The organism is Lacrimispora xylanisolvens (genome assembly GCF_002934545.1).
Lineage (GTDB): Bacteria > Bacillota > Clostridia > Lachnospirales > Lachnospiraceae > Lacrimispora > Lacrimispora xylanisolvens.
Genome location: NZ_PTJA01000001.1, coordinates 234,150 through 252,489, shown reverse-complemented (window position 1 = coordinate 252,489; position 18,340 = coordinate 234,150). Strand labels below are relative to the sequence as shown.

Here is an 18,340-nt window from a genome sequence, read left to right as displayed (position 1 = left end):
TTCTGCTATTTTCTTTAGCTGAAAGGTTTTAAGAACATAAGAATGGCTGCTACTGCGAAACCATAAAGACCAGTTGTCTCTGCAACTGCCTGACCTAAAAGCATGGTGGATGTGATGTCAGATTTAGCTCCTGGATTACGTCCAACTGCTGCTGCCGCGTGTCCGGCTGCAATACCCTGTCCAACACCAGGTCCAATACCTGCGATCATGGCAATACCTGCACCAATTGCTGAGCAACCGTAGATAAAATCCTGTCCTGAAATTCCGTTCATAGATAAATCCTCCTGAGTTAAAATAATTAATTTCTGCCTGATTCTGAAAAAATACATGCTTAGTCTAACTTGTCATTTACATATACCATGGTCAGCATACAGAACACATAAGTCTGTATACAGCCAGAGAACAAATCGCAATACACATGTAAAAATGCGGGAATACCGATATTTACAAAAATCGGCATCATCCCATACCACAATCCCATAATCACTACTCCGGACATCATGTTTCCAAATAGACGGAGTGCCTGAGATAACGGATTTGTAATCTCTCCGATTATATTAATCGGTAATAAAACAGGAAACGGCTTTGCAAGACTTGTAAAATGTCCGATTCCATGGTTCTTAATTCCCTGGTACTGCACGATGAAGAACGTGAACAGACCGAGCATAAACGTGACACCAAAGTCTCCTGTGGGAGTTCTGAGACCGAACAGACCGCTGATATTGCAAAAAAGAATAAAAATAAAGATTGTTCCAATGTAATTAACAAACTTTTTCGCGTTGTGTCCCATGGTTGCGCCGACCAGTTTGTCCAGCGATTCCACGACAAATTCAATTATATTCTGGAACGTCCCCGGTACTTCTGTCGCCGTCTTCATCTTCTTATCTGTAATGAACACAAGAATCAGAATAACGATTGTTACAATACTCAGGCCTATCTCCGTTGTAGTAACCCACAGTTCCTGCCCGAAAGCATGAAACTTTGTTATACCCTTGATCATAAAATCCACTTGATTGGCACTTGCAACGACCATACGCTATTGCCTCCTTTCTTCCGTAGATAATTCACATAAATACAGCTTTAATTCCTCTTAGCGAAACGGACTGTAATTTTGTGTATGACAGGCTGTAAGAATGCTCCTGCTTTGAGTCCAAAGACTCCGATTACCAACGCTACCGGATTGATCTGCGACTGGAAATAAACAATTACGATAACCAGAATTGCAATCAACAGCAGATAACGGATTGAAGTACCTATTATACTGTTCCTCTGTACTATCTTTGGGTCAGATGATTTCATGGCATTCACCAGCACCAAAGCCATAGATAAAAAAGCAGAAAGGGCAAGCAGCATGCCAAGAAGAAGTCCTGCGAAAACAGAAGGCTTGGGATATAAAAATAATGCGGCGAGCATTGCTGCCACCGTAAATATAACAATACCGACCAAGACCTCTATAATAAGATTCTTCGTCACTTTTTCCATCAATAAATCCTCCCTTTATACGCGTCTCCATTCCTTCATTTCTTTACGCGGCTCGGCTGTTTCGGCTTATTAACAATCTGCCGTACTTCAGCCTTTTTTTCACTCTGCAGCTTCTTAAGAGCCTCCCGCTCTTCTTTTTCATTCATCGCCAGGGTAGCCTTTGCCAGTTTATATGCATTAAGACCCCCAGCCATAAATCCAAGAATGAGAAACAGTAAGGTAAATCTCGTTCCTGCATACCGGTCAATATAGTAACCAGCAAAAATACAGACAAAAACAGGCACCATAACACTGATTCCCAGTTGGGTTACCATCATGAAGCTTCTCATTACGCTTCTGTTATTGTGCATAACTTCACCTGCTTTCTATCCCTGCTCATGTATTAATTATTATACATGATAAAAAGAGTTTTGTCTATTATACACGGAATTTTAACTTGACATTTGTAAGACATAGATAAAGAACTTATATATTTTCCCATAATTTGGTTAAAATATAATAAAAGATGTAACCATTTTATAGACAGTTTCAGACGTATTGTTTATAAAAAAATCCGGCTGACCCGCGATAAATCGGGGCCAGCCGGATTATATGAATTAAACTTCTTTTGCTGCAGGAAGAATTGTTTCTACTTCTGCATGTGGACGAGGAATTACATGTACGGAAACCAGTTCGCCTACACGCTGAGCTGCTGCTGCACCTGCATCAGTTGCTGCCTTAACAGCTCCTACATCGCCTCTTACCATAACAGTTACAAGACCGCCGCCTACGAATTCTTTACCAATTAAAGTTACGTTAGCTGCCTTAACCATAGCATCTGCTGCCTCGATGGATCCAATTAAACCTTTAGTCTCGATCATTCCTAATGCATCATATTTCATTTTTAAATCCTCCTGGGTTTTTATAATTAATTTTTAATAGTTCCCTATTTAACAATTGTTACCTTAGATGAACCGGAAAGGCCCATAGCATTGGCTTCTTCCGTGTCTAAGTGACATTCTAACGCTGAAGTCTCTGTTACGCGGATTGCCACGTTGTTAAAGATTCCTCCACGGATGCCCTCTGTTTCAATCTTAACTGTCTCACCATCGTGTACGCCGAATTTTAAAGCGTCAGCCGGTGACATGTGAATATGTCTCTGGGCAATGATTAAGCCCTCTTTTGTCTCTACGGTGCCTTTTGGTCCTACCAGAGTGATTCCTGGTGTTCCTGCCAGTTCGCCAGACATTTTAGGTGTTGTATTTCTGCCAAGTTTAAAGCAGTCTGCAGCCAGGATTTCTACCTGGGTCTGCTTTCTTACAGGTCCTAAAATGCGGACTTTCTCAATAGCTCCCTTGGGACCGCATACTGTTACCATTTCCTTGCATGCATACTGTCCAGGCTGGGATAACTCTTTCATGTTGGTCAGCTGGTAGCCGTTTCCAAACAGAGTATCTAAATCTTCCTGAGACAAATGCACATGGCGGTTGGAAACGCCTACCGGAATCGTCAGCTCATCACTGCCGGATTCTGATTTAACCGCGTCCATTAAAAGCTTGATTACCGCTTCATACTTATCCATTGCTGTTCTCCTTTTTCAGTTCTGATTACTGGCCTTTCATAGCCAGAACGATTTCCTTTACAAGAGCCGCAAGCTTATCATTGTCATCGCAGCCGCTCTGGCAGGAAGTCGCCGGAGCGCTTTCCTTTTTCTCAAAGGAAGCAACAAGCTCAGCAGGACTAAAGGAAGAGGAAGCCTGTGATTTTTCTTTCCACATGAAAGTTGGATCGTCATCTACAATGGTTGCGCAGTCTTTTAAGCCGAATGCTACTGTCTTAACGTTCAGTAAGTGTTTCGGGCTTACATTTTCAGAAACGGAGCTTCCGCCGCAGGTTCCGCAGCCTAATGTGAAGGCAATTGGAAGGCCTGTGCTGATTCCGGTTCCGCCCTGGCTTCCGCCTGTGTTTACAAGAATTCTGGAAGCTGGTTTTGCTGCAAATTTTAATACCATATCTCTGTCCTGAGTATGAATGCTCATGGTATGTCCGATACCGTTCTGTAACAGACGGTAGCTTAAACCACATGCTTCTTCCCAGTCCTTAACGGTATAGAAACCAAGAACGGTTGTCAGCTTTTCATAGGATAACGGATATCCTTCGCCTACGCCTTCCTGTTTACCGATTAACACTTTTGTGCCTTCCGGAATGGTGATACCTGCAGCTGCAGCGATCACTTCAGGGGAACGTCCTACAAACTTTGCGTTCATGTTATGACCGTTTTTGAATAACAGGTTGCAAACCTTGTCAGTTTCTTCTTTTGTCATGAAGTAACCGCCCTGGCTCTTTAACTCTGCTACAACTTCTGCGTGATTGCTCTCTTCGCAGATAATGGACTGCTCAGATGCACAGATAGTACCGTAGTCAAATGTCTTGCTGGCCATAATGGTTCTTACTGCATGTTTTACGTCAGCAGTCTTTTCGATGTATGCCGGAGAGTTTCCTGCGCCTACGCCGATTGCAGGTTTTCCTGCACTGTAAGCAGCTTTAACCATACCAGGACCGCCTGTTGCGATGATTAAGGAAACTTCCTTACATTTCATCAGCTCATTGGTTGATCCCATGGAAGGCATGGTCACGCAGCCGATAATTCCTTCTGGTGCACCAGCTGCAATGGCAGCTTCACGCATAACCTCTGCTGCTTTCTGAGTACATTTTGCTGCAGATGGATGTGGGGAAAATACGATTGCATTTCCTGATTTAATTGCGATCATGGATTTGAAGAATACAGTAGAGGTTGGGTTTGTAGAAGGTACGATACCCATTACAAGACCTACCGGCTCTGCTACTTCAAAGGTCTGCTTTGTGGTATCTTCACAAAGAATTCCTCTTGTCTTCATGTCCTTGATCTCTTCATATAAAAGTGTGGAAGCTGCATGGTTCTTATAAGCCTTATCCATCACTTTACCGAATCCTGTTTCTTCCACTGCCATCTGAGCCAGACACAGGGAGTGCTCCTCGCCTGCCTTTGCCATACTTCTTAAGATGACATCAATCTGTTCTGCTGTATATCCTGCTATTTTCTTTGCTGCCGCTTCGCCGTTTCTGGCTAAATCCCTTGCTTCCTGGATGGAACGCAAATCATAATCAAAATTTTCCATGTTCCGTATCTCCTTTTCTAAAAATCTTAATCATTTTGTCCGTAATACTTCCTGAATTCTTCCAGCAGCAGGGTTTTATTTGCCTTTGAAATCTCTCTTCCAGCTATGCTGAATTCGGGATATTCACGGGCAAGCGTCCTAAGCTCTGTTACCTTCATATCTTCAAGTATCTTCATGGTCTCAGTAAGACCGTCCTGGTGCATCCAAAGATCAATGGTCTCTCTCTTTATGGTATCCACCAGCTCTGTCTCTGAGTTTGGTTCTTCGTCTGTTATCTGAGCAGATGATTCAACTGTCTCATCGACTGGTGTGGCTGCCTCTACTTCCGGTTCCATAGTAATCTCCGGTACTGGTGCCTTCTCCGGTTCATCTGGAGTGTTGCCGCCGATGACAGCTGCAAGTTCCTCATGAGGCCTTGGAATCACATGGCGTGTGATTAATGCGGCACTGTTAATTCGCTCCACTGCCGCCGCTCCGGCCTCAACCGCTGCCTTCACTGCCGCCACATCGCCGGTCACCGTAACAGTAATGAGACCTCCGCCAACTTTGGTTTTCTCTACCAGAGACACATCCGCTGCCTTTAACATGGCATCGGCAGCTTCAATTGCCACCAGCACACCTTTTGTTTCTATAAAGCCAAGTGCCTGCATCATTTACCTCCTTAAACCAAGTCAGCCCAGTTAGCCGGATAGGTTGAGTAGAATACTCTTGCCTTGTCCGGAGAACCCCAGATTACCTTTGATCCTGACGGTACAAAGAGCACATCTCCGGCTTTTGCCGTAAAGGTCTTTCCGTCAATGGTCACAGTTAAGGTTCCTTCGATTACATAGTCGATTTCTTCATAGGTCAGTTCCCACTCAAATTCAGAATGGTCAATCACCAGGAAACCAGCGCTCATTTTTGACTCTTCTTTGCTTACAAGCTCCTGATAATAAGCTTTTACATTTGGATCACCTGTATCGAATACATCCATCTTTACAGAACTTCCGCGAACAACCTTTAAACCGTTGCCATGGCTTTCTGACTCATATGGTTTTAAAATGTCGTTTAACATTCCCTTCTCCATGAGAGCCTTCAGTACCATATAAATTTTCTCGCTGTCAATATCCATTCCTGCAAACGCTCCTTTCGCTTCTGCCTTCTCCTCTGCTTTGTCGCAGAAGGTGATTCCGTAAGCATCTGCTGCATCTTTTGCTGACGGTGTGATAATGCTTCCGCTCTCTACGTGAAATACACTCTTGCCTTCTGCATGCAATGTTTCCACGTCTTTTGCGCATATCAACTGCTTCATATGATCACTTCCCTTCTATATAAACTGGCAGTCTTCATCAATAATCCCAATTACTACGGCATCAACGGGAATCTCATCGTTTCCCAGCATGCGTCTGGCTGAAGAGCCGGTGGAAACGATCACGCGGTCACCGATTCCGGCGCTGATGATGTCTGCTACAATCAGTCGTTCACCTTCCCGTGTACCACCAATGATCTCGGCAAGCATAAACTTATAACCGTTTAAAGACTCTGCCTTTCTGGTCGCCCAGATATTGTCAATCAGTCTTGCTGCTACCATTCCATCCCGCCTCTCTTCTCTCTTTGCCTGATTTCTTCCATCGCTGCCTCTACCGATGCCGTATCTCCAAAAATCGCTAGCATGATCATGTTCTGTGGGCAGCTACCCTTGATATCTTCTACTGTAACACCCACGGCTTTTTCAGCCACATCGGCGGCACATACCATTTCTATAATCCGGCCCTGAATGAGACCAATGGCATCCACCTTTCCGATAGGAGTGGAAGCTCCTGAGCCTTTTCTGCGGTTTAAAATATCAATGGTTCCAGGTGACGGCGATTTAATAATCCGATATTCCATACGTCCACTTCCTTTTAATCCATTTCCTCCTGAGTACAGGAGAATGCGATTCCCAGAGGAGTTACAAACATGGGGTTGTCCGGTTTTCGTGTATGGATCCCAGTCTGCTTCTCAATAATTGTTTCGATTCCTGCTAAGCAGCAGGTACCGCCTACTAAGTAAATCTCATCTACGTCATATCCTTTGATGTGGCGGTTAATGATGGAGGCTACCTTTTCGATTACCGGCTTTAATACCGGAAGCAGCTCTTTATGGTTTTCTTCTTTTCGCTTATAAAGCTCTGCTTCTGAAAAGGAGAGGTTATAAGCTCCGGATACAACCAGGGAAAAATGAGTTCCTCCCGTGGGCTCATCAGCTACGTAAACTACTTTTCCATCTTTTAAGATAGAAATTCCAGTGGTTCCGCCGCCGATATCCACCACTGCGCCGTTTTGTATCTTTAGTACTGCGTTTGCTGCCGTTGGTTCATCAAGAAGGGCAGTGATTTCAAATCCAGCTCCCTGTACCACATTCTTGATTGCGCCTCCGTCCAGTGAATCGGTTCCCGGAGGAATGGCTGCAGCTGCATAAAGCAGTTCCGTATCCAGCTTTTCCTCCAGTTCTGCCTTTAACTCACGAACGATTCGGATGGCGCCGATGTAATCAACTACCATTCCGTCACGGACCACATCCGCATACCGGTAAGCGCCAGCCACTGGCCTGAAATTCTCATCAAGTACAGCTACTACCACGCACGCTGTTCCTAAATCCACCCCCGTATAATAAACGGAGGAACGTTCCCTGACAGGATTTTTTACCACTGCTTCAAACTGGCTTACCAGTTGGTTGCAGCTATCAAATGTTATTTCTTTCTTTGACATGCATTTCCTCCATACAACAGGCAGATCATCTGGGATAGGCGGTTAATAACCGGGTTAAAATTCTTTTCTCCTGCTTCTGCTGCAAGTTCTCTGACACAGCAGCGCAGACGGTGTAACAATACAATTTCTCTTCCTTTTTCGGATTGGGCATGAAAGCCGGTGATCTCAAAGCAGTCAGAGTATGGTTCGTTTTGGTTTTCCTTATTAAATCCGGTGCAGGACTCAAATGGATTTATGTCGCCCGAAGCACCTTTCCCCACGAAAGATAACTTCCGCTCTAAATCAAATACCTGCTCTGCTAACAGCACGTCCCTGTCTAATAAGGAAATTCCGGCTTCCAGAAACTGTGCCTTTAAGGTTTCCAGTTTTAATAAGAAACGGTCCGGCGCAGGCTCTGTAACTGTGACTGCAACTGGTGTCTCTGCGATCACTTCTGCAGGTTTTGTCAGTTTGCGTTTCGCCGTCAGGGGATCATCGCAAAATGATATCTTTTTGTCCAACAGGAACTGACGCGCTCCTGGTGTAAGCTTTGCCTGTGCAGGAAGATCATAAGAGGCAAAGGGTTCTCTTCTGAATAAAATTCTCAAATCTTCTTCGGTGATGAATTTCATTAATAGCCCCCCTTACAAAGCTTACGGTAAATTGTTTCGATCTCTTCTACCGTAGGCACTCTTGGGTTGGTCAATGTGCAGTTATCCTTTAGTGCTTTCTCTGCCATTTCCCGTACAGCCTGTTCGAATTCGTCTTTGTCCACGTTTAAATCGGTGATCTGCTGCGGTATTTTAATCTTACTCATAAGATTTTTAATGTGACGCACCAGGCCGTGTACCGTGGCTTTCTCTGTTCCTGCTGCTATGCCAAGCATGTTGGCAATGGCAACATATCTGCTGCATGCTGCAAAATCTCCGGCTTCCTCTAAACCAGCGTTATAGCTGATGACATGATGAAGCAGAATTGCATTGCTTCTTCCATGCGGAATGTGGAAACGGGCTCCCAGTGCATGTGCCATACTATGGCAAAGTCCTAAAGATGCACCGTTAAAAGCAACTCCTGCCAGACAGGAAGCATTGTGCATGTGAGTTCTTGCCTCCATGTCGCTTCCTTCTTCCACAGTACGTGCCAGATAGCTCCATACCAGTCTGACTGCCTTTTCCGCACATGCATCAGTAAAATCACCTGCATTGGTTGAAACATAGGCTTCTAACGCATGGGTTAAAACATCCATACCGGTATCTGCCGTAATATGAGGCGGTACTGACACTGTAAAGCGGGGATCAAGGAATGCTGCATCCGGTACCATACTGTCGGAACGCAGAGGATATTTCGCCTGAGCTTCCGGATCAGAAATAACGGAAAAATTAGTTACTTCGCTTCCGGTTCCGCTGGTAGTTGGAACTGCAATTAAATTCAGCTTGTCATTTCCCATCTGTGTGTAAATGTGGCTGGCTGCCTTTGCGGTATCGATGGCAGAACCTCCGCCTAAAGCGATTATCGTATCCGGTCCAAAGCCTTTCATTCCACCGATTGCCTTTGATACAACGGCAATCGTAGGATCAGGCACTACTTCTGAGAAAACTTCAAAGCTGCTTCCTTTTTCTGTCAGCAGGTCTGTAATTAAATTCACCTTACCGGACTGAGCCATAAAGGGATCACAGATGATATAAGCTTTTTCTATAGAGAGTTCCTTGATTTTTTCCAGACAGGAAGATCCCATATATACCTTTGTGTTCATTACAAATTGCTCCACGTTACATTTCCCTCCTTTCCTAATATTTGCCCATGTTCTTTGGGCATTGAGGTATACCCGTAGGGTATTTCTTTAGATTTGCCCATGCTTTCTGGGCTTTTTATAACTTCCATCAACTCATCAATTCCCGTGCGGTCCGATAAGTTGATGTGAATGCAGGGAGTTGAAATTCCTGCTTTCTTTAACTGACGGATACACCAGCCGTCATTCTCCGGCTTTTTTCCGCTTCCTGTAATAACTCCGATTACCGGCACCCGGAATGCTTTTGCAAATCCCGGGGGATAACTCTCCCGGCATGAGGACTGGTCTACCAGCATCAGTACATGGGAGGCGTCCTGAGCTGCCGCGATGATGTGTTTGTGCATCCAGGGACTCTCTAAATAAACTCCCGGTACATCTAAGGTTTTCTCCCCATATACCATGTTCTGTGTCCGTTTGACAGGACCGTCTAAACCATTGATTGCGGCTGCAAGGGCAGTTTTTCCGCTGCCGCCCGGTCCGATGATCATGATTCTCTTTTTTCTCATGTTTTGGTTATGTCCGGCACGGTAAAACCAAGTACACGCCGTAAGGTTTCACACACTGCCCGAAGGCCTGTCTCCACACTGTCCACATCTCCTGCGATGATGACGGAGCCGGTGAAACGGTCTAAAAATCCCACCTGAACACTGGCTGCCTTCGCTGCAATATCAGCAGCAATGATGGAGGTTTCAAAAGGGGACAGGGTTAAAATTCCGATGGCTCCAAGCTCATCGATACCCAGACACTCATATACCTCCGGTATTGGCGAAGCGATTACATGAGCGATGGTAACCTGCTTGCCGGGAACGGATTCTTCTATGACTCGCTGTATCTCTGACACGGCGCTCTCCCCTTTCTAGTGTTTCACCACAGTAACCGGGAACTGATACTCATTCATCCAGCCTTCGATACGGTCTAAATCCTCCGCACTTAAGCTTGGATCTCCATCAATTGGATATTCCATATCCAGCTGGTTGTATTTGTTTACTCCCAGCTTGTGATAAGGAAGTAAGTCAATTCCCTTAAAGTTTTTGTAATCACGGAACGGCATTAAGAATTTAATTACTGCATCGATTTCTTCCCGGCTGTCGTTGATTCCCTTTAACATTGGCATACGAACCTTTACGTTGTAACGACGGTGAAGCAGTTCTTTTAAATTGATTAAGATCTGTTCATTGTTTACACCGGCCAGTTCATTGTGGCGAACCGGATCCATATGCTTGATGTCATAAAGGAATAAATCCACATATTCTGCGATCTGTAAAATCGTTTCGGTTTTTGTGTAACCACAGGTTTCAATGGCTGTGTTAATGCCTTCCCTCTTGCATGCCATCAAAAGATTTAAGGCTGCCTCAGGCTGAGCAGTCACTTCACCGCCGCCTAATGTCACACCGCCGCCGGATATATCATAAAATGCGGCATCTTCCTCTACGATTTTTAACAGCTCGGAAATTGTCTTTACCTCTCCGGCAATGGAAAGCGCTGAATTGGGGCAGACATTCTTACATTTCATGCAGCCGATACAATCCTTATCCCGTCTGATTTCATGTTTTCCGGTCTCTTTGGACATCACATGGATTCCTACGGGGCAGACGCTTTCGCATGCCCCGCAGTCTGTACAGGAATTCTGCTTAAACATCACCTGGAATTTCCGTACCAGTCCTTCCGGATTGGCACACCATTTACACCGGAGCGGGCAGCCTTTAAAGAATACCAGGGTTCTGATTCCCGGTCCGTCATACATGTTGTACTTCTGTACGTTAAAGATCAGCGCCTTACGTTCAATATCTCCTGTATTTCCATGGTCCATTGTGATTGTTCTCCGTTTTCTTTTAGAAATGTGTCAACATGGTTCTGCTGATGATCTCATCCTGTACATCCTTGCACAGCTCTACGAAGAATGCGCTGTATCCAGCTACGCGGACGATTAAGTCACGGTAAAGTTCCGGATGTTTCTGAGCCTCAATCAGTGTGTTGTTATCTAAGTAGTTAAACTGCATTTCGCCGTTTCCGAACATGCATGCGGTACGAAGAAGAGTAATTAAGCTTTCTTCTCCTTCTGGTGTATCAAGAAGTCCGGCCATAATCTTAAAGTTGTGTACCATACCGATATTCATGCTGTCGTTCGCCATCTTGGATACAGACTTGATGATCGCTGTCGGTCCCTTGAAGTCAGCACCCTGAGTTGGGCTGATACCATCGGATAATGGCAGCCATGCATGACGTCCGTTTGCAGAAGCGCCTGTTAACTGACCAAATGGTGTGTTGTTGGAAATGGATAATGTACCGTGGCTTAATACAGAGTATAAAGTCTTATACTGTCTGTGCTCATGCTCAGTAAAGTCAACTAAATCTGCAGCGATTAAATCTGCGTAATCATCGTCATTTCCGTATTTTGGTGCATTGAGGCAATCGGTGCGGATCTGGTCATAGCCCACAAAGTCAGCCTTTAATGCTTCATTTAACTGTGCAAGTGTATATTTTTTCTCTTCAAATACCAGCTTTTTAATTGCTGCCATGGAATCTGCATAGGTTGCAAGTCCTGACCATACAACACCAGGTCCGAAGTTATACATAGCTCCGCCTGCTGATACGTCTTTTGCTTTTTCCATACATCCTTCATACATGATGGACATTAATGGCTTTGGAGCAAGCTCTCTGTGAACGCGCTGGGAAATAACGGTTGCAACAGAAGACCATTTTGTAATGTACTTAATTTCTTCCTTCACAGCTGCTTCGAACTCTTCATAAGTCTTAAAGCTGTTGATGTCTCCCATATCAGGACAAACCTGTTTGCCATACCATAACGGTACACCTTTGTTAAGTACAAGCTCGATACAGATTGGCCACTGTGTATAAGCAGTTGAAGTCCACTGATACAGACGTCCTGATTTCTGAGGCTCTACACAACCCATCAGACAGTAGTCACGTGCATCTTCAATAGAAACGCCCTTTGCAAGCATCATCTTGATGTGTGCGTCGTCAAAGTGGCAGGCAGGGAATCCCATACCGGAACGAACAACATCTACGATTTTCTTCAAGTACTTCTTCGGGGACTTGTTGTGAATACGGCATGCAAGAGATGGCTGATAAATCTTTACATGACGGACAGCATCCATAAGAAGGTATGTTAAGTCATTGGTTGCATCCATTCCGCTTCTTGTTACACCACCTACGCACATATTAACGAATGGCTGGTAACCTGCGAAGAATTTGGAACCGCCTTCGCTGGTGATCCACATCATCTCAGACATCTTAATAAGCATACAGCCTGAAAGCTCAAATGCCTGGAAATCATTCATACGGCCAGCTTCGATATCAGCTTTGTAGTAAGGGTACATATACTGGTCTACACGTCCGATGGACATACCAGTCTGGTTCTCTTCTACTACAAGCAGTGACTCGATGGTCCATACAGACTGAATTGCTTCCCAGTAAGTTCTTGGCTTGTGAGCTGGAACGTATGCATTTACTTCAGCGATCTTTAAAAGCTCATCTTTACGCTTTGGATTGGTTTCTTTCGCAGCAAGTTCTTTTGCATACTCAGAAAGTCTCTTAGCGTAGATCATAACGCCTTCTGTTGTATCAATAATGGACTTGTAGAAGTAGATCTTCTCAATGTCATCTGGATTTTCGTATTTTAACTCTTTTAAATGATCCTTTGCTTCCTGCTGGATATCAAGCATACCCTTGTTCATTAAGATTACGTCATAACCAGGGTTGGAGTCACCGCCGCCGTTTACTGCATGATAGGAACAGTCAGAAACGAAGGATTCGCCGGATAATTCCCAAACACCAGCTTCACGATACTGATCTTCGCAGTACTCATCAACGGATTTACCCTCCCAGTATGGGAAAAGCTCTTCTCTCATGATCTTTTTGTCTTCATCAGAGATATAGAATGGATCCTGAGGACGGCTTCCGATGGTATCGATTTCATCCTTCATCCATCTCCATGCAATATCAGGAGAGAAAGCACCTGCACGAGGAGCGCCGTTTGGAGCACCTACGATCAGCTCGTTGTCCTGAATTACAAGGGGAGCTGTTTCGCAGCAGTAACGGAAACATTTTGCACGAAGCATGATCTTTGGCATACCTGGATTTTCTGCAGCAATCTTTGTGATCGCGCGGGCACGGTATGTTGTGATGGTTGGCTTGTGTGTTAAGTAGTTCTCTTTTAATTTCTGAAGTCTTGTTGTAATACCGTCAGGAATGGTTGTGCCCTCCTCGGCATATACTGCAGTTGCTGCTTTTGCAGGCTCATTTTTATTGATTTCGTCAGAAACAGTTTCAAACATCTTCATCAGGGAAGCTCTTTCTTCTGGTGTCATGTTTTTCGTTGCTTCTACAAATTTATTAGAAAATTCACGAATATCCAATCTGTTTACCCTCTCTTTCAATTATTTCTCTTACAGTTCCTTTGATAATGCTTCTAATATCTGCTTTAATAGTTCTTTTGCATCTCCATGCTGACTGGCAGGTGCCGCAGCCTGGGTGCAGGAACACAATTCTGTTTTTGCATTTTCCAGATATTCATCGGCTTTTCTCACTCCATATCCCACTTTCCGGATATAGATGAAATTCATGGGGGAAACATTATCCGATGTAATACCGGCTCCGGCTGTAATACTTCCTAATGTCATTGCAGGAAATAAATTCGTGGTCATTCCCATGCTGCCTAATGTGGCAGGGGTATTGACAAGCACTCTTCCAACCGGTTTTTTCAAAGCGAACTGGCGGATTACTTCTTCGTCTCTGGAATGGATTACCAGAGTGTGGCCATGGCTTTCATTTACCAGGAGATTCATACATTTCTCGCAGGCATGCATCCAGTCGTTTTCGATGTAGTAGGCAAGTACGGGACAGAGAAGTTCTTTTGCAAATGGGTTTCTGTCAGAAATATATTTCTGCTGGGAAACCAGAACACTTGTGTTTTCCGGTACTGTAAAACCTGCACGTCTTGCAAGTTCTATGGCCGGTCTTCCCATAATCTCCGTATCTGCATTTCCATGCTCCAGGTTGAGAAGATCAATTAACTGCTTTTCTTCTTCCCCGTTCATGAAATACGCACCGTTTTTCAACATTTCCGCTTTTACTTCTGCCGCGATTAAGCTGTCCACTACCACATACTGTTCTGCCGCAGATACGATTCCGTAATCAAAGGTACGGCTAATGATAATATCTTCAACCGCCTGTTTCAAATCAGCTGTCCGCTCTATAAATACAGGACCATTTCCGGTGCCTCCGTAGATGTAGGGCTTTCCGCTTTGTGCTGCCTCACGGTTTAATTCCGGCACTCCGGTATTGACCACCATGGCTGCTGCCGGGTGATGAATCAGTTCCAAAGCTCCTGCCTTCGTTACCGTCTTTAAATATCCGATGGCTCCTTCCGGAAGTCCGTAGCGAAGACCGGCTTCCTTCATACAGTCAAGAAGTCTGCCTGTTACCTTCACCGCCCGCTCATGAGGAGCGATGACGATGGGGTTTCCGGACTTCACTGCAATCAGTACGTTATAAATCGCAGTGGAGACCGGGCTTACAGAAGGAGTTAAAGCAGCGATGACTCCCACCGGAACGCCTACGTCCATGGTTTTACGTACAGGGTCTTCATTTAAAACGCCCACACATTTCATGTCCCGTAAGTGCTTCGGAAGAAATTCGCAGACAAAGGTGTCTTTTACAAGCTTATCTTTTGCACGTCCGTAGCCTGTTTCCTCTGCGGACATCACGGCCAGTTCTTCTGCCAGATCCTTTGCTGCACTCGCAAGACCTTCGACGATGGTATCAAGCTTTTCCTGGGGGAAGGTGAGCATGGTCTTACCGGCGTCTCTTGCGCTTTCCATTAAAATCCTTGCCTCCTGAATGGAGAGAAGGTCTTTATCTACAAAATTCATTTCTCTGTTCTCCCTTCAACCGGGATACGTTCTATTCCTGCTCCGGCGCAGCGATTGCATATCTCCTGATGATCTTTTCAAGATCCGGATGAGGTCTTGGGATTACAACACAGCTGTAAATCTCAGCGCCCATATCGCTTACTGCTTTAACGCCTGCATCTACTGCAGTCTTGCAAGCTCCTACATCTCCGCGTACCAGAACGGAAATATATCCGGAAGCAACGTTCTCATAACCAATAAGTTCAACATCTGCAGCCTTACACATAGCGTCAGCCGCTTCTAATGCGAATACCAAACCAAATGTTTCAATTGAGCCGATGGCTTCATATCTTACCATATACTGTTTTCCTCTCTTTACGCGTCAATATCATGAACTGATACAATGTCGCCGACTTCTTTGATCGGTCTTGGCATTACATTATGTGCAGTCAGTTTGCCGATGGCTGCTGCTGCTTCTGCGCCTGCGTCAACTGCGGAACGTACTGCTGCCACGTCGCCCTTTACCATAATGGTTACCAGGGTTGAGCCTACGTTCTCATAGGAAATTAATTCTACGTCTGCTGCTTTTAACATCTTATCTGCTGCTTCCAGAGCCGGAGTTAATCCGAGAGTCTCTACCAGCCCTAATGCTTCATCTCCGTAATATCTCACCTTCGTAAACCTCCTGAAATTTATTTGCGGTATTTCTTGTCTACGTACTTGTCTACGGTTGCCTTGCCATCGTCATTAATTGCATAACGCATGCGCAGATCACCCTTTTCATCTAAATCATAGCTCTGTAAGTTAACCAGTCCGTTTGCCTCTAAGGACATAACGTGATCCATATAACGATCTTTTGTAAACTGACGTTCACTGCCGTACTCTGACTTTAAAGCTCCCATAATCTGAGCGATGTCAGCACTTTCTACTCCGTATAAATAATTTAAAACCGCTGTTCTTGCAGGTAATAACATGTTTTTATTCCCCTTTCCTGAATAAATCCAGTGGATTCATGGTAACTACAATCGCACCTAATACGATTACGATAGAGCCGATTACAATCGTAGGGGTAACTGCCTGTCCCAGAAACAGGATACAGAAGAAAACGCCCCAGAACGCATATGTTACATTTAAGGACATACCAATTGCACAGCCAACGGTGGAGTTGCTCTTATACCAGCAAAGGAAAGATACTGCTGCACTTAAGCCTGCAACTGCCAGCCAGATAACCGGAATTCCTGCTGTTAAAGTTCCGCCTAAAAGTCCTAAGCCTCCAACGATAGGAAGAATTACAAATAAGTCTATAATACCGGAGATAAGCTGACGTAAGTTTACAGCAACATCAGTGTCGATCATAGCTCCGCCGTAGGTAGAGAATACACCTTCCAGCGCCCAGCAGATTGCTGCGATGAAGGAGAAGATAATTCCCAGAGTGAAGTTATCACTGCCTTCCGGCTTGGTCCAGTTGATGATGATGGCACCAGCCACACATACAATCATACCAACCATAACTCTTTTTGTAATTTTCTGTTTTAAGAAGATCCAGGCAAAGATTGCACCAAACAAACTGCATAATGCGGAGATCGGGATTGCGTAAGCTCCTGCCATGGCAAGACCAACCAGATAAGCGCCGTTTGCAATAGGTCCGCCAAGAATGGATCCGATTACAATCATTTTTCCAGGGAATGTATTAAGACTTCTGCCCATCTCACGGAGACGGCCGCTCTTTGCATTGTAAGCAGTCAGCCAGATTCCTGCGAAAAGGTCATTTAAGCCGGATAATACATATGGTCCTGCTAAAAGGCCTGCTGCGCTGGCAAGAGGTTCATAGTAACCGGCTACCAGTACAAGAACTGTATAAATTCCGTAGGTAAGTCCGGATAATGCACCGGTTGTCATTCCAGTTGTCCTGAATTTTTTGTTAATAGCTGCCATTTTCGCATCCGCAGATGCTGATGTCATTCCTTGGTTACCCATTACTTAATCTCCTTTTTATCCTTCGGAAGAATTGTCTCAACTTCTGCATGTGGACGTGGAATCACGTGTACAGATACCAGTTCTCCAACTCTCTGTGCTGCTGCTGCGCCTGCGTCAGTAGCTGCTTTCACTGCGCCTACATCACCTCTTACCATAACAGTAACAAGTCCGCCGCCTACAAATTCTTTACCAACAAGTGTTACATTTGCTGCTTTTACCATAGCGTCTGCAGCTTCGATTGAGCCGATTAAACCTTTTGTTTCGATCATTCCTAATGCATCATATTTCATTGTTTAGTCCTCCTTTTTATTTAGCAATTCAAATGGGTCAACGGATACCAGTACGGCTCCGATGATAATGATAATAGAACCAATGATAATGGTCGGGGTTACTGGCTGTTTGATAAACAGGATACAAAACAGCACGCCCCAGAACGCGTAGGTGATGTTAAGTGACATTCCCATGGCACAGCCTACTGTGCTGTTTGACTTATACCAGCAGAGATAGGAGATTGCCGCACAGAGACCGGAAACGATCAGCCATGCAACGGGAGGCAGGGAAAAGAGTGTGCCTTTTAAAAGTCCCATACCGCCTACGATAGGCAGAATTACAATTAAATCTACAATTCCGGATAAAAGCTGACGGATATTGATTACTACATCTGTGTCAAGCATTGCACTTCCGTAAGCTGCAAATACGCCTTCCAGCGCCCAGCCAATTGCTGCTACAAAGGCACAAATGATACCAAGAGTAAAGTTGGAGCTGCCTTCTGGTTTTACCCAGTTAATAACGATTGCTCCCACAACACAGATCAGCATACCAAGACCAACTCTGGGTACGATTTTCTGTTTTAAGAAGATCCGTGCAAATAATGCTCCGAAAAGAATGTACATGGCAGAAATCGGGATTGCATAAGCTCCTGCCATTGCCAGGCCCATTAAGTATGCACCGCTGGCAATTGGTCCTCCTACAAGGGAACCAAGTAAAATGATTTTGCCTGGAAACAGTTTTAAGCTTCTTCCGATCTCACGTATTCTTCCGGTCTTTATGTTGTACACAGTAAGCCAGATCCCGGCAAATAAGTCATTGAGACCAGATGTTACGTAGGGAGCAGCAAAAAGCCCCACTGCCCCGGCGAGTGGTTTGTAGTATCCGGCGATCAGTACGAAGGTGGTGTATAACCCGTACATAAGACCGGATATCAAACCGGTTGTAACGCCAATTCGTTTAAATTTCTTTCGCGCTTCCGTCATTTAAGTTTCCTTCCCCATCTGAATAGTGCACAAAATTTAAGTTGTCCTGTTGCTTTTTCTTTCACGTTCAGCTGAAAACGTTTAGAAAATGCACGACGCCTGTTAATGTTACTAATTTTCT

General features: G+C 44.8%; 25 protein-coding genes. All 25 read right to left on the bottom strand.

The window, feature by feature from the left end:
• Nucleotides 1–14: 14 nt before the first annotated feature.
• The 25 genes from atpE to BXY41_RS01160 all read right to left on the bottom strand — a co-directional run bounded on the left by atpE (nt 15) and on the right by BXY41_RS01160 (nt 18,219).
• The gene (gene atpE, locus BXY41_RS01280; RefSeq protein WP_104433759.1) at nt 15–272 is read right to left on the bottom strand and encodes an ATP synthase F0 subunit C; all 258 of its coding nucleotides are present in this window, start codon (nt 270–272) and stop codon (nt 15–17) included.
• 59 nt (nt 273–331) lie between these two features.
• Nucleotides 332–1,033: a F0F1 ATP synthase subunit A gene (gene atpB, locus BXY41_RS01275; RefSeq protein ID WP_104433757.1), complete on the bottom strand. Its 702-nt coding sequence runs from the start codon at nt 1,031–1,033 to the stop codon at nt 332–334.
• Nucleotides 1,034–1,080: 47 nt separating this feature from the next.
• On the bottom strand, nt 1,081–1,482 hold the full coding sequence (locus BXY41_RS01270; protein ID WP_104433755.1) for an ATP synthase subunit I: 402 nt from the start codon (nt 1,480–1,482) through the stop codon (nt 1,081–1,083).
• A 35-nt stretch (nt 1,483–1,517) separates the two neighbouring features.
• Entirely contained in the window at nt 1,518–1,832 is a 315-nt protein-coding gene (locus tag BXY41_RS01265; protein ID WP_104433753.1) for an AtpZ/AtpI family protein, read from the bottom strand.
• A 246-nt stretch (nt 1,833–2,078) separates the two neighbouring features.
• Entirely contained in the window at nt 2,079–2,363 is a 285-nt protein-coding gene (gene eutM, locus BXY41_RS01260; protein WP_104433751.1) for an ethanolamine utilization microcompartment protein EutM, read from the bottom strand.
• A gap of 44 nt (nt 2,364–2,407) precedes the next feature.
• Complete coding sequence (locus BXY41_RS01255; RefSeq protein ID WP_104433749.1) at nt 2,408–3,043, bottom strand: phosphate propanoyltransferase; 636 nt, start codon at nt 3,041–3,043, stop codon at nt 2,408–2,410.
• Nucleotides 3,044–3,068: 25 nt separating this feature from the next.
• Nucleotides 3,069–4,619 carry an acetaldehyde dehydrogenase (acetylating) gene (locus BXY41_RS01250; protein ID WP_104433747.1) on the bottom strand — a complete coding sequence of 517 codons (1,551 nt, stop codon included), beginning with the start codon at nt 4,617–4,619 and terminating at the stop codon, nt 3,069–3,071.
• A gap of 26 nt (nt 4,620–4,645) precedes the next feature.
• Nucleotides 4,646–5,272 carry a BMC domain-containing protein gene (locus tag BXY41_RS01245; protein WP_432765492.1) on the bottom strand — a complete coding sequence of 209 codons (627 nt, stop codon included), beginning with the start codon at nt 5,270–5,272 and terminating at the stop codon, nt 4,646–4,648.
• An 8-nt stretch (nt 5,273–5,280) separates the two neighbouring features.
• A complete protein-coding gene (locus BXY41_RS01240) occupies nt 5,281–5,910 on the bottom strand; it encodes a cupin domain-containing protein (RefSeq protein ID WP_097003136.1) in 630 nt (209 codons plus the stop codon).
• Between the two features lie 15 nt (nt 5,911–5,925).
• Entirely contained in the window at nt 5,926–6,189 is a 264-nt protein-coding gene (locus BXY41_RS01235) for a EutN/CcmL family microcompartment protein (protein ID WP_104433743.1), read from the bottom strand.
• The gene (locus BXY41_RS01230) at nt 6,183–6,488 is read right to left on the bottom strand and encodes a BMC domain-containing protein (RefSeq protein ID WP_104433741.1); all 306 of its coding nucleotides are present in this window, start codon (nt 6,486–6,488) and stop codon (nt 6,183–6,185) included. Before BXY41_RS01230 ends, BXY41_RS01235 begins: the two co-directional genes overlap by 7 nt.
• A gap of 14 nt (nt 6,489–6,502) precedes the next feature.
• Nucleotides 6,503–7,348 carry an ethanolamine utilization protein EutJ gene (eutJ, locus tag BXY41_RS01225; protein WP_104433739.1) on the bottom strand — a complete coding sequence of 282 codons (846 nt, stop codon included), beginning with the start codon at nt 7,346–7,348 and terminating at the stop codon, nt 6,503–6,505.
• Nucleotides 7,330–7,959, bottom strand: coding sequence for a hypothetical protein (locus tag BXY41_RS01220; RefSeq protein ID WP_104433737.1), 630 nt, complete (start codon nt 7,957–7,959; stop codon nt 7,330–7,332). Before BXY41_RS01220 ends, eutJ begins: the two co-directional genes overlap by 19 nt.
• Complete coding sequence (locus BXY41_RS01215; protein ID WP_104433735.1) at nt 7,959–9,095, bottom strand: 1-propanol dehydrogenase PduQ; 1,137 nt, start codon at nt 9,093–9,095, stop codon at nt 7,959–7,961. Before BXY41_RS01215 ends, BXY41_RS01220 begins: the two co-directional genes overlap by 1 nt.
• Nucleotides 9,080–9,622 (bottom strand): EutP/PduV family microcompartment system protein, encoded by a 543-nt coding sequence (locus BXY41_RS01210; protein WP_104433733.1) that lies wholly within the window; start codon nt 9,620–9,622, stop codon nt 9,080–9,082. The genes BXY41_RS01215 and BXY41_RS01210 overlap by 16 nt, the downstream gene beginning before the upstream one ends.
• The gene (locus tag BXY41_RS01205; protein WP_104433731.1) at nt 9,619–9,957 is read right to left on the bottom strand and encodes a BMC domain-containing protein; all 339 of its coding nucleotides are present in this window, start codon (nt 9,955–9,957) and stop codon (nt 9,619–9,621) included. Before BXY41_RS01205 ends, BXY41_RS01210 begins: the two co-directional genes overlap by 4 nt.
• A gap of 15 nt (nt 9,958–9,972) precedes the next feature.
• Nucleotides 9,973–10,926: a choline TMA-lyase-activating enzyme gene (gene cutD, locus BXY41_RS01200; RefSeq protein ID WP_104433729.1), complete on the bottom strand. Its 954-nt coding sequence runs from the start codon at nt 10,924–10,926 to the stop codon at nt 9,973–9,975.
• Between the two features lie 22 nt (nt 10,927–10,948).
• On the bottom strand, nt 10,949–13,495 hold the full coding sequence (cutC, locus tag BXY41_RS01195) for a choline trimethylamine-lyase (protein WP_104434601.1): 2,547 nt from the start codon (nt 13,493–13,495) through the stop codon (nt 10,949–10,951).
• Between the two features lie 30 nt (nt 13,496–13,525).
• Nucleotides 13,526–15,010 (bottom strand): aldehyde dehydrogenase family protein, encoded by a 1,485-nt coding sequence (locus BXY41_RS01190; RefSeq protein ID WP_104433726.1) that lies wholly within the window; start codon nt 15,008–15,010, stop codon nt 13,526–13,528.
• 31 nt (nt 15,011–15,041) lie between these two features.
• Nucleotides 15,042–15,347 (bottom strand): BMC domain-containing protein, encoded by a 306-nt coding sequence (locus BXY41_RS01185; protein WP_104433724.1) that lies wholly within the window; start codon nt 15,345–15,347, stop codon nt 15,042–15,044.
• 17 nt (nt 15,348–15,364) lie between these two features.
• On the bottom strand, nt 15,365–15,661 hold the full coding sequence (locus tag BXY41_RS01180) for a BMC domain-containing protein (RefSeq protein WP_104433722.1): 297 nt from the start codon (nt 15,659–15,661) through the stop codon (nt 15,365–15,367).
• A 20-nt stretch (nt 15,662–15,681) separates the two neighbouring features.
• Nucleotides 15,682–15,963 carry a hypothetical protein gene (locus tag BXY41_RS01175; protein ID WP_104433720.1) on the bottom strand — a complete coding sequence of 94 codons (282 nt, stop codon included), beginning with the start codon at nt 15,961–15,963 and terminating at the stop codon, nt 15,682–15,684.
• Nucleotides 15,964–15,967: 4 nt separating this feature from the next.
• Nucleotides 15,968–16,966 carry a DMT family transporter gene (locus BXY41_RS01170; RefSeq protein ID WP_104433718.1) on the bottom strand — a complete coding sequence of 333 codons (999 nt, stop codon included), beginning with the start codon at nt 16,964–16,966 and terminating at the stop codon, nt 15,968–15,970.
• On the bottom strand, nt 16,966–17,256 hold the full coding sequence (gene eutM, locus BXY41_RS01165; protein ID WP_097003123.1) for an ethanolamine utilization microcompartment protein EutM: 291 nt from the start codon (nt 17,254–17,256) through the stop codon (nt 16,966–16,968). Before eutM (BXY41_RS01165) ends, BXY41_RS01170 begins: the two co-directional genes overlap by 1 nt.
• A gap of 3 nt (nt 17,257–17,259) precedes the next feature.
• The gene (locus BXY41_RS01160; protein ID WP_104433716.1) at nt 17,260–18,219 is read right to left on the bottom strand and encodes a DMT family transporter; all 960 of its coding nucleotides are present in this window, start codon (nt 18,217–18,219) and stop codon (nt 17,260–17,262) included.
• Nucleotides 18,220–18,340 lie beyond the last annotated feature (121 nt).